This is a genomic window from Bradyrhizobium sp. CCGUVB14 (assembly GCF_024199935.1).
Classification (GTDB): Bacteria; Pseudomonadota; Alphaproteobacteria; order Rhizobiales; family Xanthobacteraceae; genus Bradyrhizobium.
Genome location: NZ_JANADS010000001.1, coordinates 8,428,390 through 8,442,263, shown reverse-complemented (window position 1 = coordinate 8,442,263; position 13,874 = coordinate 8,428,390). Strand labels below are relative to the sequence as shown.

Below are 13,874 nucleotides of genomic sequence, written 5' to 3'. Positions count from 1 at the left end.
AGGGTGAAAGATCAATCCTGCTGCGTCTCGCTGAACGTCGCGCGGAACGGGTGGCCGGGATACACGCCGACGATGCGGAATTCGCGCGAGAAGAATTTCAGCTCCTCGATCGCAAATGCGAGGCCCTTGTCGTCGGGGTGGCCGTCGACGTCAGCATAAAACTGCGTGGCGAAGAAATTGCCGTCGACCATATAGCTCTCGAGCTTGGTCATGTTGACGCCGTTGGTGGCAAAGCCGCCGAGCGCCTTGTAGAGCGCGGCGGGAAGGTTGCGCACGCGGAATACAAAAGTCGTGACCAGCGGACCCGAACCTTGGACCGCCCATTTCGGCTCGCGCGCCAGCACCACGAAGCGCGTGGTGTTGTGGGCCTCGTCTTCGATGTCCTCGGCAAGGATGTCGAGGCCATAGATCTGCGCGGCCAGCCGCGAGGCGATCGCGGCGACGCTCTTGTCCTTGCGCTCGGAAATGTCGCGGGCGCTGCCGGCGGTGTCGGCGTGCACGATGCCTTTGATACCGAGCTTGCGGATGATGCGGCGGCACTGGCCGAGGGCGTGCACATGGCTCTCGACGGACTTGATGTCCGACAGTTTGGTGCCCTTGATCGCCATCAATTGATGCCGGACCGGCAGGAACCACTCGCCGATGATGAAGAGGCCGGAGGCCGGCAGCAAATGGTGGATGTCGGCGACGCGGCCGGCGACCGAATTCTCGATCGGGATCATGCCGAGATCGGCCTCGCCCGAGGAGATCGCCGACAGCGCGTCCTCGAAGGTGGCGCAGGGCATCGGCTCGGCGTCGGGGTAGGCCTCGACGATGGCGATATGGGAATTGGCGCCAGGTTCGCCCTGGAATGCGATTTTCAGCTTGCTCATGACGGGCCTTGTAGCAGCGGCTCAGGATTTGGAAAGGATGCTGCGCGCGGTTTCGAGGTCGGGCGGGGTGTCGACGCCGCGCGGCACGCTGTCGACGATCATGATGTCGATCCGCATGCCGTCCTCCACGGCCCGCAGCTGCTCCAGACTCTCCTGGCGCTCCAGGGGCGAGGGCGGTAGGGACACGAACCGCTCGAGCGCCGCGCGGCGATAGGCGTAGACGCCGATATGGTGGTAGCGCGGTCCGTTGCCATGAGGTGCGGTGGCACGGGTGAAATAGAGCGCCCGCAGTCGTCTGGGGCCGATGCGGGTGCCGATGGCCTTCACGACGCTGGGCGCGAGGTCCTCTTCCTCGGTGTGGATCTGCGAGGCCAGCGTCACGATGTCGACCGCGGGATCGGCGAAGGGGGGAAGCACCTCGCGGAGGCTCTCTGGCGCAATCGTCGGGAAATCGCCCTGGAGATTGACCACGATCTCGGCCTTGCCGTCCGGATCGAGCTTCTGCATGGCCTCGTGGATGCGGTCGGAGCCGGAGGGGTGCTCCGCGCGGGTCATCACGGCCTCGCCGCCATGGGCGGTCACGACTGCAGCGATTTCCGCCGTGTCGGTTGCCACCGCGACCCGGCCGATGCCGGCGGCCTCGGCGCGCCGCATCACGTGCACGATCATCGGCAGGCCCGCGATATCAGCGAGCGGCTTGCCGGGCAGGCGGGTGGCGGCCATGCGGGCCGGGATCAGCACCAGGATGCGGGGATCGGTCATCTGTTCAAGGGCCTGGAAACGGGGCGTTTTCCGCACCGAGAAATGGGGTGGGGATGGGCTAAAAGCCGGGTCGCTTATACGGGTTGCCAGACCCCGGGCAAACCGATATCTCAATGGCAAAACTCGGGGAAACAATAAGGAACGTTTTTGATTCTCCCGAGGCTCGTCCTGGCGGCCGCCCGGCCGCCTATTCCTTCTTGCGGTGTGGGGCCTGGCCGGAAATGGACTCTTTCGAACTCAATAAGATTCTCGGTGCTCTGCTTGGCACCTGTCTCGTTCTGCTGGTGACGAGCTTCACCGCGCAGGCGCTGTTCTCGCCGAAATTTCCGGAAAAGCCGGGCTTCGAGATCGCCGTGAAGGAAGAAGCCGGCGACAAGGGCGGCGCGGGCGCTGCCGCGGCCCCGTCCGAGCCGATCGAAAAGCTGCTCCAGACCGCCTCCGTCGAGAAGGGCGCGTCCGCCGCCAAGAAGTGCGGCGCCTGCCACACCTTCGAGAAGGGCGGCCCGAACCGCGTTGGTCCGAACCTCTACGGCGTCGTCGGCGACCACGTCGGCGAAGGCCGCGGCGGCTTCAACTTCTCGGCCGGCATGAAGAGCAAGGGCGGTACCTGGGACTTCGACGCGCTCAACAAGTTCATCGCCAATCCCAAGGCTGCCGTTCCCGGCACCGCGATGGGTTTTGCAGGTATCCCGAAGGACAGCGAGCGCGCCGACGTGATCGCCTACCTGAACAGCCTCTCCGACAGCCCGAAGCCGCTCCCGACCGCGGCGAAATAAGGCTTTCCGGTCTCTCGATCTTGGATGTGCGGCCAGGCCTCAAAGCCTGGCCGTTTCCGTATTCGGGCCTCGCGACGTTGTTATCGGGGCGTTTGGCCGCATCTGACAGGCCGTCCGGCCTTCCAACATGAGGAAAAAGCAACATATTCCGTCGAAACCTCGCCTATATTGAGCACTTAAAGGGGTAACCTCCTTCAAGACTGGGATGTTGATTTGGCCATTACCCGACGCGATCTCCTGCTCACCGGCGCTGCATTTGCTGCGCTCCCCGCCCTCGGCTCTGTGGCGGGCCTTCCCGTCATCGGAACTGCCGAGGCGCAGTCGGCCGGCGAGCTCCCGTGGCGCCATGCGCTGTCGCTGTTCGGCAACGTCAAGTATCCCGCCGACTTCAAGCGCTTCGATTACGTCAATCCGGACGCGCCCAAGGGCGGTACCGTTCGGCAGATCGCCATCGGCACCTTCGACAATCTCAACATGGTCGTCTCTGGTGTGAAGGGACAGGTCGCCGGTGCCATCGGGTTTATCTATGAGGCCCTCATGACGGAGGCGCTCGACGAAGTCTCGACCGAATACGGCGCGCTGGCCGAAGCCGTTAGCCACCCCGACGATTTTTCCTTCGTGGTCTATCGTTTGCGGCCGCAGGCTAAATGGCATGACGGCAACCCGGTCACTGCGGATGACGTGATCTTCTCGTTCGATTCCTTCAAGAAGCTCCACCCCAGATACGCGGCCTATTACAGCCATGTGGTGAAGGCCGAGAAGGTCGGCGAGCGCGAAGTAAAGTTCGTGTTCGACGCGCCGGGCAATCGCGAACTGCCCCAGATCGTGGGGCAGCTCACGGTCTTGCCGAAGCACTGGTGGGAGGGCACCGACGCGCAGGGCCGCAAGCGCGACATCTCCACGACCACGCTGGAAATTCCCCTCGGTTCGGGTCCTTACCGTGTCAAGGCGTACGACGCGGGCCGGTCATTCACGCTCGAGCGCGTGAAGGATTATTGGGGGCGCGACCTCGCCGTCAATGTTGGCCGCAACAATTTCGACGAGATCCGCTACGAGTATTTCCGCGACACCACTGTGGCGATCGAGGCCTTCAAGGCCGATCAGGTCGACTGGCGCACCGAGAACAGCGCGAAGAACTGGGCGACGGCCTACGACTTCCCGGCCGTGACTGAAAAGCGGGTGATCCTCGAGGAATTCCCCAATCGCAGTTCGGGCGTCATGCAGGCGTTCGTGCCGAACCTGCGCCGCGCCAAGTTCAAGGATCCCCGCGTGCGTCGTGCGCTCAATTACGCATTCGACTTCGAGGAGATGAACAAGCAGCTCTTCTTCGGTCAGTACAAGCGCGTCAGCAGCTATTTCGACGGCCTCGACGAGCTCATGGCGACGGGCTTGCCGCAAGGCAAGGAGCTCGAAATTCTCGAGACCGTCCGCGCCGATGTCCCGCCCGAGGTCTTCACGACAGCCTACACCAATCCGGTTGGCGGCAGTCCGGAAGCCGTGCGTGACAATCTGCGCGAAGCGCTACGCCTGTTCAAGGAGGCCGGCTACGAGGTGCGCGATCGCAAGCTGATCGACGTCAAGACCGGTGCCCAGTTTTCCCTTGAGCTGCTGAACTCGGATCCGAGCTTCGAACGCGTTACGCTGTTCTACAAGCCGTCGCTCGAACGTCTCGGTATCGCTGTCAACGTGCGGACCGTCGATCCGACCCAGTACGAGAACAGGACTCGCGAGTGGGATTTCGACGTCATCACCAACTCGTGGGGCGAGTCTCAGTCACCAGGCAACGAGCAGCGCGAATACTGGTCGTCCAAGTCGGCCGACGTCGTCGGTTCGCAGAATTATGCCGGCATCAAGAATCCGGCGGTCGACAAGCTGATCGATCGGGTGATCTACACCAAGGGGCGCGACGAGCTCGTCGCGGCCACCAAAGCGCTCGACCGGGTGCTGCTGTGGAATCACTACGTCGTGCCGCAGTGGACCTACACGAAGGTGCGCACCGCGCGCTGGGATCGTTTCGGTCGGCCGGCGGAATTGCCCAAATACGGCCAGTCCGGCTTCCCGTTCGTCTGGTGGTACGACGCAGACAAGGCGGCACGGATCGCAAAGAAGTCGTGAAGGACGTGTTTCGCATGGCGCAGCTTTCACGCCGGCATGTGCTGGTCCTCGGTGTCGGCGGCGCGCTTGGCGCTGCCGTAATCCGCAGCGCGGCGGCGTCCGAGGGGCCCGCTGAAGCCCACGGCATGTCGGCGTTCGGCGATCTCAAATATCCCGCCGATTTCCATCATTTCGACTACGTCAATCCCATTGCTCCGAAGGGTGGCGCATTCTCGCTGATCCCGTCAACGCGCGGCTACAATCAGTCCTTTTTCACCTTCAACTCGCTCAACGCCTTTGTCCTGAAGGGCGAGGGCGCACAGGGCATGGACCTGACCTTCGTCACGCTGATGGCGCATGCCGGTGACGAGCCCGATGCCATGTACGGCTTTGCCGCGAAGTCGGTGCAGATCTCTCCCGACAAGCTCGCCTATCGCTTCACGATGCGGCCCGAGGCGAAGTTTCATGACGGCACGAAGCTGACCGCGCACGACGTCGCGTTCTCGATCAACGTGCTGAAGGAGAAGGGTCATCCGCTGATCCAGATCCAGATGCGCGACGTCAAGGGCGCCGAGGCGCTCGACGAGACCACGGTGATCGTGACCTTCGCCGAGAAGCGCGCGCGCGACGTGCCGCTTTACGTGGCGGGACTTCCGATCTTCTCCAAGGCCTATTACGCGAACCGGGTCTTCGATGAGACCACCACGGACACGCCGCTGGGCTCGGGTCCGTACAAGGTCGGCAAGTTCGAGATCAACCGCTTCATCGAGTTCGAGCGCGTCAAGGACTGGTGGGGCGCCGACCTGCCGGTCTGCCGCGGCAGCAACAATTTCGACGTGATCCGCTACGAATTCTACCGCGATCGCGACGTCGCCTTCGAAGGCTTCACCGGCAAGAACTATCTCTATCGCGAGGAATTCACCTCGCGTATCTGGGCGACGCGCTACGACTTCCCGGCCATTAAGGACGGTCGCGTCAAGCGCGAGGAGGTGCCGGACCAGACTCCTTCGGGCGGCCAGGGCTGGTTCCTCAACACGCGGCGCGACAAGTTCAAGAATCCTAAGGTGCGCGAAGCGTTGAACTGCGCGTTCGACTTCGAATGGACCAACAAGACCATCATGTACGGCGCCTATGCGCGCACGCGATCGCCGTTCCAGAATTCCGATCTCGTCGCCGAAGGGATGCCGTCGCCCGAGGAGCTGAAGCTGCTCGAGCCCTTCCGCGGGCAAGTGCCTGACGAAGTCTTCGGCGAGCCGTTCGTGCCGCCGGTGTCTGACGGTTCAGGCCAGGATCGCACGCTGCTCCGCAAGGCGCAGCAATTGCTCCAGGAGGCGCAGCTTCCGGTCAAGGACGGCAAGCGGCTGCTGCCGAACGGCGACGTCTTCAGCATCGAGTTCCTGACTGACGAGGCGTCGTTCCAGCCGCACCACGCCTCGTTCCTCAAGAACCTGAACATGCTCGGTATTGATGCGAACCTGCGCCTCATCGATGCCGTCCAGTATCGCGCCCGGGTCGAATCCTTCGATTTCGACGTGGCGATCAACCGCCTGTCCATGACGGCGACGCCCGGCGACAGTCTGCGCACCTATTTCACGTCTCAAGCTGCTGCGACGAAGGGATCCTACAACCTTGCCGGCGCCGCCAATCCCGCGCTCGATGCGCTCGTGGACAAGGCGATGGCGGCCGAGACGCGCAACGACCTGATCGTCGCCTGCCGCGCGATCGACCGCGTTTTCCGCGCCGGTCGCTATTGGGTGCCGCAATGGTACAATACCAGCCACCGGCTGGCGTATTGGGACGAGTTCGGCCATCCGGCGAACCTGCCGCGTTATCCGCTCTCCGACTACGCGAGCGGCGTGGGGGAGCGGACCTTGTGGTGGTATGACCGCGCCAGGGCGGCCAAGCTCGAGCAGGCGAAGTAATCATGAGCGCCTATATCGCCCGGCGTATCCTTCTGATGATCCCGACATTGCTCGGAATCATGTTCGTCTCCTTCGTCGTCGTGCAGTTCGCGCCGGGCGGCCCGGTCGAGCGCGTGATCGCGCAGTTGTCGGGCGCCGACACCGGCGGCACCTCGCGTATTTCCGGCGGTGGCGACTTTGCGCAGCGCGCGCCGGGTCAGCTCGGCGCCGGCGGCGACGCCATCAACTCGAAATATCGGGGAGCACAGGGTCTCGATCCGGACTTCATCAAGAAACTGGAGAAGCAATTCGGCTTCGACAAGCCCGCACCTGAGCGCTTCGCGCTGATGGTCTGGAATTTCTCCCGCTTCGATTTCGGCAACAGCTATTTTCGCGACGTCAGCGTGCTCCAGCTGGTCAAGGAAAAGCTGCCGGTCTCGATCTCGCTCGGCATCTGGCTGACGCTCCTGACCTACCTGATCTCGATTCCGCTCGGTATCCGCAAGGCGGTGAAGGACGGAACGCGCTTCGACACCTGGACGTCGACCGTGCTCGTGCTCGGCTATGCGATTCCCGGCTTCCTGTTCGCGATCCTCCTCATCATCCTGTTTGCGGGCGGCTCGTTCTTCAACTGGTTCCCGCTGCGCGGATTGACGTCGGACGGCTGGTCGCAATTTCCCTGGTACTGGAAGATCATCGATTACTTCTGGCATTTGACGCTGCCCTTGATCGCCATGGGGTTAGGGGCGTTCACGACCATGACGTTCCTGACGAAGAACTCGTTCCTCGACGAGATTCGCAAGCAATATGTGATGACCGCCCGCGCGAAGGGCTGCAGCGAGAACCGGGTGCTTTATGGCCACGTGTTCCGCAATGCGATGCTGATCGTCATCGCGGGCTTTCCCTCCACCTTCATTCACGCCTTCTTCTCGGGCTCGCTTCTGATCGAGACCATCTTTTCGCTGGACGGGCTGGGGCTGCTCAGCTTCGAGAGCGTTCTCAACCGTGACTACCCGGTCGTGTTCGGCACGCTCTTCATCTTTTCGCTGGTGGGCCTCGTGGTCAATCTCATCTCTGACCTAGCCTATATGTGGGTCGATCCGCGGATCGATTTCGAGGCGCGGGAGGTCTGATGACGCTGACCGCTCCGACCCCGATCGAGACCACCGCGAAGTCGCCGCTCGGTGACGCCGTGCCGATCACGCGCAAGCCGTTCGCGCCGTCGCCGCTCAACAGGCGGCGCTGGCAGAACTTCAAGGCGAACCGGCGCGGCTATTGGTCGTTCTGGATCTTCATGATTCTGTTCGTCGTGTCGCTGTTCGCCGAGCTGATCGCCAATGATCGGCCGTTCATGATCAAATATGACGGCCATCTCTATTGGCCGGCCTTCGTCACCTATTCGGAGACGACGTTTGGCGGCGACTTCGAGACGGCGGCGGATTATCGCGATCCCTATCTGCAGAAGCTGATCAAGGACAAGGGCGGCAGCATCGTCTGGCCGCTGATCCGCTATTCCTACGACACCCACAACCTCGATCTGCCGACACCCGCCCCGTCGCCGCCGACCTGGATGCTGACGGAAGCGCAATGCAAGCCGGTGGTCGAGAAGAAGGGCCTCAAAAGCTGCCGCGATCTCGAATATAACTGGCTCGGAACCGACGATCAGGGCCGCGATGTGGTGGCGCGGTTGATCTACGGCTTCCGCATCTCCGTGCTGTTCGGCCTGTGCCTGACCATTGTCTCGTCAGTCGTCGGCATCGCGGCGGGCGCGGTGCAGGGCTATTTCGGCGGCTGGGTCGACCTGTTCTTCCAGCGTTTCATCGAGATATGGACCGCAATCCCGTCGCTCTATCTGCTGCTCATCCTGTCCTCGGTGCTCGTGCCCGGATTCTTCGTGCTGCTCGGGATCCTGCTGTTGTTTTCCTGGGTGTCGCTGGTCGGGCTCGTGCGCGCGGAGTTCCTGCGCGGGCGCAATTTCGAGTACATCCAGGCGGCGCGGGCACTCGGCGTGTCGAACGCCACGATCATGTTCAAGCATTTGCTGCCGAATGCGATGGTCGCGACAATGACGTTCCTGCCGTTCATCGTATCGTCCTCGGTCATGACGCTCACGGCCCTCGACTTTCTCGGCTTCGGGTTGCCGCCCGGCTCGCCGTCGCTCGGCGAGCTGCTGTCCCAGGGCAAATCCAACGTTCAGGCGCCATGGCTCGGCTTCTCCGGCTTCTTCTCGGTCGCGATCATGCTGTCGCTCCTGATCTTCATCGGCGAAGCCGTGCGCGACGCTTTCGATCCGCGCAAGGCGTTCAAGTGAGGGCGTGATGGACGCGATCAACCAGCCTTTGCTTGCGGTACGCGATCTCTCGGTGGCCTTCCACCAGGGCGGCGCCACGACGCTTGCGGTCGACAAGGTCTCGTTCCAGATCAAGCGCGGCGAATGCGTCGCGCTGGTCGGAGAGTCCGGTTCCGGCAAGTCGGTCAGCGCGCTCTCGATCCTGAAACTTTTGCCCTATCCCAGCGCCTCGCATCCCTCCGGCAGCATCCGCTTCAAGGGGCAGGAGCTGATCGACCAGTCCGAGCAGCAGATGCGGGAGATCAGAGGCAGCGACATCTCCATCATCTTCCAAGAGCCGATGACCTCGCTCAATCCGCTGCACACGATCGAGGCGCAGATCGGCGAGATCATTCAGCTGCATAATCCGACCAGCAACGCGCAGGCGCGCAAGCGGACGCTCGAGCTGCTGACGCAGGTCGGCATTCCCGAGCCGGAGACGCGGCTGAAGAGCTATCCGCATCAGCTCTCCGGTGGCCAGCGCCAGCGCGTGATGATCGCGATGGCACTCGCCAACGAGCCGGATTTGCTGATCGCGGATGAGCCGACCACGGCGCTCGACGTCACCGTGCAGGCGCAGATCCTGGCGCTGCTCGCCGAGATCCGTTCGCGGCTCGGCATGAGCCTGCTCTTCATCACCCATGATCTCGGCATCGTGCGCCGCATCGCCGACACCGTCTGCGTCATGAAGGGCGGCGAGATCGTCGAGCAGGGGCCGGTCGAGCAGGTGTTCAGGACACCAAGACATCCCTATACGCGCGATCTGCTCGCGGCCGAGCCGAAGCCGGATCCGGCACCGCCGCAGCCGGATGCGCCGGTGGTGATGGCGGCCGATGATCTCAAGGTGTGGTTTCCGATCAAGCGCGGCCTGATGCGCAAGACGGTCGGGCACATCAAGGCCGTCGACGGCGTCAGCGTCGCCGTGCGCAAGGGCGAGACGCTCGGTGTCGTGGGCGAGTCCGGTTCAGGCAAGACCACGCTGGGGCTCGCGCTGCTGCGGCTGATCTCGTCGAACGGGCGGATCGTGTTCCTGGGCAAGGACATCCAGGGTTTGCGTTTCAAGGAGATGCGGCCCTTCCGGCGCGACATGCAGATCGTGTTCCAGGATCCGTTCGGCTCGCTCAGCCCGCGCATGTCGGTCGACGACATCATCGCCGAAGGCCTTTCGGTGCATCAGCCCAAGCTATCGCGCGACGAGCGCGAGGCGCGGGTCGTCAAGGCGCTGGAGGATGTCGGGCTGAAGCCGGATACCCGCTTTCGCTACCCGCATGAATTCTCCGGCGGCCAGCGCCAGCGCATCAGCATCGCGCGCGCGGTGGTGCTGGAGCCGGATTTCGTCGTGCTGGACGAACCGACCAGCGCGCTCGACATGCTCATCCAGGCGCAGATGGTCGACCTGCTGCGCGAATTGCAGCGCAGGCGCGATCTCACCTACATGTTCATCTCGCACGATCTGCGCGTCGTCGCCTCGCTCGCAAGCCATCTCATCGTGATGCGCGGCGGCAAGGTGGTCGAGGAAGGCCAGGCCGCGGAGCTGTTCAAGAATCCGAAGACGGATTACACCCGCGCCCTGTTCGCGGCCGCGTTCCGGCTCGAGACGGCCGGCAACGGCTCGGTCGCGACATAGGACCTGTAGGATGGGTAGAGCGAAGCGAAACCCATCATTCTAACGGCGCGGCCACAAGGCGATGGGTTTCGCTTCGCTCTACCCATCCTACGAGCTGCCTTGGCTCTTCCTCAGATCAGCAAACTCTTGCCGGAGCAGGTCCACCACCGTTCTGACCTTCGGGAGATCCACCATGCGTTTATGGCAGATGATCGAGATGGCTGCGCGGAGCGACGTTGGAAGGACGAGCTTTAGCTCGACGAGTTCGCCCGGTCGTTTGATCCGATGGGAGGTCTTGAGAAGGATCATTGCGCCGACCCCGGCGTGGCAAGCCGCGACTTGAACGCTGTAATCGTCAGACGTGAAAGCGGGACGAAAGTCCGGGATCCTGGCAGCGAACTCCGGATTCGGGCTCACCATCTCGAGCTCTCCTGCCCATGCGATCCAGTGGAGGTCGCGGAAGTCGTATCTCGCGGGAAGTCTCCGGGCGTAGTCTCTGCTCGCATACGCGCCGATCGGAATAGCGACTTCGTCGACTGTGATGAGATCAGGATCATCAGATGGATATCTCCTGAGCGCGATGTCGGCCTCGCCGCGTGCGAGGTTCAAGCGTTCGGTGCCAGCCAAAACTTCGAGAGTGATCTGCGGATGCTTCCTCTTGAGCTTTTCCGCGATCGGAGGCAGGAAATCAAAGGCAAATGCCGGTACGGCCGCGATGCGCACGCGGCCGCTTACGGCTGAGTTCTTCGCGTCGACTGCGCGATTTGCTTCCGTCGCCCATTGCGCCATGCCCTGGGCTGCGGGAAGCAACCTGGCTCCGGTTTTCGTCAAGGCGATGCCCTGGTTCTTGCGAATGAAAAGGGGCTCGCCGAGCGCGTACTCCATCTCCGCGATCCTCCGGCTCAAAGTGGGTTGACTCGCCTTGAGGCGGCGCGCGGCGCCACTGAGGCTGCCGGCGTCGGCGACGGCGAGAAAGATCCGCAGATCGTCCCATTGCAGGTCCACGTTCGCTCCTCGGCTTTGTCCCAGGCCCATTCAATTATGGATGGCGACATAGGAATTTAGGCGATTGCCATTCTAGCAGCCCAAGGCGAAAGCGGTAGCAGAAACGAGGAAAAACCGATCATGCTCCGCAAGTCAGGACTCTCTTTTATTGGCGCCCTTGCCATCGTCGCGCTTTCCGGGTGCGCCCAGAGCTCCCATCCGACGAAGTCTGCCGGCCTTGGCAAGCCGATCAGCTCGGCGGCCATGGAGGCTCTCATCGATCAGCCGGGACCGATCGAACTCAAGACGGTCGTCAGCGCGGATTGGGTCGCCGATCTATCGGGGCTGCTCAATCTGAAGGACTCCCAAGCCGTCCAGGCGGGGCTCAAGGACCACGAGGAGCCGATCCAGATCTATGCGCATCTCCTGCGGCATCCGACGCAGGGGTTCTACATGGTCGACACCGGCGTTTCGAAGCGGCTTGTCGAGGACCCCAAGAGTCTGGGCGTCGGATGGGTGGTGCGGAACTTCGCAAAGCTCGACAAGATGCAAGTCCGGCAAGACTCCTTGTCGATCATCAAATCGGAAGGGACTCCCCTCAAAGGGGTACTGATGACTCATCTTCATCTCGATCATATCTCCGGGATGCCCGACATTCCAAAAGATGTGCCGTTTTATACGGGGCCTGGAGAGGCCGAGGAAAAGAAGCTGGAGAACTTCTTTGTCGAGGGGATGGAAGACGCCTTCTTTGAGGGGCGGCCAGCGATTCAGGAATTTCAGTTCACCAAGGATCCGGACGGCAAGTTCGAAGGGGTGATCGATGTCTTCGGTGATGGCTCGTTGTTCGCAATCCCGACTCCAGGACACACGGCGGGCCATCTTTCCTATCTCGCCCGCACTCCGGAAGGTCCGGTGCTCCTCACTGGCGACGCTTGCCACACCCGTTGGGGCTGGGAGCACGGAGTCGAACCTGGCAGCTACACGTTCGACCGCGAAGAGGAACGGAAGAGCTTGCTCGCGTTGAAGGCCCTGAGTGAACGTCATCCGCGGATGATTGTGAAGCTGGGTCATCAGCCCTGAGCTACGAGTCTTTCGCGGCTCGTCGGCTGGAGTGGCGACCTGATCCCAGCGTGATCGCAATCACGGCAATGGTGCGATCTTTGCCGCATCCTGTGTGGGTAGTCGCGGGGCAGTCTCGCGGCAGCGACAGGAGGACTGAGATGACATTGACTGGAGTCGAAGCGCAGGTGAAGCGTGAGCTATCGGCAGGCGAACTCGAGCAGGTCGCCGGCGGCAGCGTATTTGGCCATCCCGGCTGGATCAACGAACCGCATCTGCCGGTGCGTGTCGAGAACCCGCCCCAATTGGGTGGCGGTGGTCTGCTGAAAAATCCGCAGCTACGCCTGTTCTAAGGAAACGGAAAGTGGGATGGGTGGAGCTGACGATGGCTCTCGTAGAGCTCCGCCCATCTCAAGAGATACAGATGGAGCCGCTTGATCGCGGCGACTTCATTGCCGGCCTGCCTGATCGGCGCAAGGATGATGGCTTCGCAAGGGTTTAAACCATCCGACGAGCGATCATTTTCGGCTGTTCAATCAAAGTTTATCTTTCGGCCGCGTGAATGATTGACATGCGCACTATAACGCATGGCCATATGTTCATCTTGTTGCAGCTCTGGATCATGATTGGAGCGTTGGCCCTCGTACGGGAGGCTGGCAAGTTAATTCGCGAAGAAAGGCAGATAGCCAACCCGGATCGTTCCTACTATCGTCGCAGCGACAGCGACCTTTTTAAGCTGATCTTGTATTTCATCCTCTGGTTTTCGACGGGGCTTGGGCTGTACGTCCTTTTGCTTCATCTTGCCGGCAGCATCTAAGGACGACTTCCGCCTTCCGGCCCATTGCTGACCTGTCGTACCGTCCGCCGATTAGCAATACCGGTAGGATGGGCAGAGCGAAGCGAAACCCATCATTCTAACGGCTCGGCGGCAAAGCGAGCGGTCGTCAAGCTAATGGCTGGTCTTCTTCATGCAAACTGGCTCACTGTTGGGGACACTCTTGCAATCCCAATCCGGGCCGAAGCCAGATGCCTGATGAACGGACGGATATCGAACAAGAATGACAGCGCAGACACATATCAGAGCTACGGCAAAAAGGACGACGAAGACGTCACTGCGCGTGAACTGCCACCTGAGCCATCTCATCGTTCGTTCCAAGGGTATGTACTGATGTCACCACTAGCCTCGCCTCCCTAACGGTTCGTTCAACCAAATTCGGAGAAATTGAGCAATTGGGGCGATTCTCGGCGTGTGGCGTTCGGGGCAGTCGGGCCACGTACCTGATGATCCGTCCGCCATGTCGCCTGTTGGCCCAAAGCAAACATGGGCTACGGCGGCTTCAGTACCTGTAGGATGGGTAGAGCGCAGCGAAACCCATCGCTTTGCGGCCGAGCCGTTAGATTGATGGGTTTCGCTTCGCTCTACCCATCCTACGAGCTGATCCCAGCGTGATCGCGATCACGGCAATGGTGCGATCACCGTGGCATCCTGTG

12 protein-coding genes are annotated in these 13,874 nt (G+C 61.9%); 9 read left to right on the top strand and 3 right to left on the bottom strand.

From position 1 onward, the window contains the following. Nucleotides 1-11 precede the first annotated feature (11 nt). Nucleotides 12-872, bottom strand: a complete 861-nt coding sequence (locus NLM32_RS39535; RefSeq protein WP_254134066.1) for a prephenate dehydratase — start codon at nt 870-872, stop codon at nt 12-14. A 21-nt stretch (nt 873-893) separates the two neighbouring features. Further along, a complete protein-coding gene (locus NLM32_RS39530; RefSeq protein WP_254134065.1) occupies nt 894-1,634 on the bottom strand; it encodes a 3-deoxy-manno-octulosonate cytidylyltransferase in 741 nt (246 codons plus the stop codon). Nucleotides 1,635-1,855: 221 nt separating this feature from the next. Between NLM32_RS39530 and NLM32_RS39525 the strand changes: the two genes are divergently transcribed. From NLM32_RS39525 to NLM32_RS39500, 6 genes are all read left to right on the top strand, one after another. Then, nucleotides 1,856-2,410, top strand: coding sequence for a cytochrome c family protein (locus tag NLM32_RS39525; RefSeq protein ID WP_254134064.1), 555 nt, complete (start codon nt 1,856-1,858; stop codon nt 2,408-2,410). 213 nt (nt 2,411-2,623) lie between these two features. Next, on the top strand, nt 2,624-4,525 hold the full coding sequence (locus NLM32_RS39520; protein WP_254134063.1) for an extracellular solute-binding protein: 1,902 nt from the start codon (nt 2,624-2,626) through the stop codon (nt 4,523-4,525). A gap of 14 nt (nt 4,526-4,539) precedes the next feature. Further along, entirely contained in the window at nt 4,540-6,426 is a 1,887-nt protein-coding gene (locus tag NLM32_RS39515; protein ID WP_254134062.1) for an extracellular solute-binding protein, read from the top strand. A gap of 2 nt (nt 6,427-6,428) precedes the next feature. After that, nucleotides 6,429-7,538, top strand: a complete 1,110-nt coding sequence (locus NLM32_RS39510) for a microcin C ABC transporter permease YejB (RefSeq protein WP_254134061.1) — start codon at nt 6,429-6,431, stop codon at nt 7,536-7,538. Next, nucleotides 7,538-8,716, top strand: coding sequence for an ABC transporter permease (locus NLM32_RS39505; RefSeq protein WP_254134060.1), 1,179 nt, complete (start codon nt 7,538-7,540; stop codon nt 8,714-8,716). Before NLM32_RS39510 ends, NLM32_RS39505 begins: the two co-directional genes overlap by 1 nt. Nucleotides 8,717-8,723: 7 nt before the next feature. Continuing rightward, nucleotides 8,724-10,361 carry an ABC transporter ATP-binding protein gene (locus NLM32_RS39500; RefSeq protein ID WP_254134059.1) on the top strand — a complete coding sequence of 546 codons (1,638 nt, stop codon included), beginning with the start codon at nt 8,724-8,726 and terminating at the stop codon, nt 10,359-10,361. An 87-nt stretch (nt 10,362-10,448) separates the two neighbouring features. Here the strand turns inward: NLM32_RS39500 and NLM32_RS39495 are convergent, their stop codons facing one another. Continuing rightward, the gene (locus NLM32_RS39495; RefSeq protein ID WP_254134058.1) at nt 10,449-11,345 is read right to left on the bottom strand and encodes a LysR family transcriptional regulator; all 897 of its coding nucleotides are present in this window, start codon (nt 11,343-11,345) and stop codon (nt 10,449-10,451) included. Nucleotides 11,346-11,465: 120 nt separating this feature from the next. Here NLM32_RS39495 and NLM32_RS39490 point away from each other — a divergent pair, with 120 nt between their 5' ends. The 3 genes from NLM32_RS39490 to NLM32_RS39480 all read left to right on the top strand — a co-directional run bounded on the left by NLM32_RS39490 (nt 11,466) and on the right by NLM32_RS39480 (nt 13,200). Continuing rightward, nucleotides 11,466-12,404, top strand: a complete 939-nt coding sequence (locus tag NLM32_RS39490) for an MBL fold metallo-hydrolase (RefSeq protein ID WP_254134057.1) — start codon at nt 11,466-11,468, stop codon at nt 12,402-12,404. A gap of 140 nt (nt 12,405-12,544) precedes the next feature. Further along, on the top strand, nt 12,545-12,736 hold the full coding sequence (locus NLM32_RS39485) for a hypothetical protein (protein ID WP_254134056.1): 192 nt from the start codon (nt 12,545-12,547) through the stop codon (nt 12,734-12,736). 242 nt (nt 12,737-12,978) lie between these two features. Then, nucleotides 12,979-13,200, top strand: a complete 222-nt coding sequence (locus NLM32_RS39480; RefSeq protein ID WP_254134055.1) for a hypothetical protein — start codon at nt 12,979-12,981, stop codon at nt 13,198-13,200. Nucleotides 13,201-13,874 lie beyond the last annotated feature (674 nt).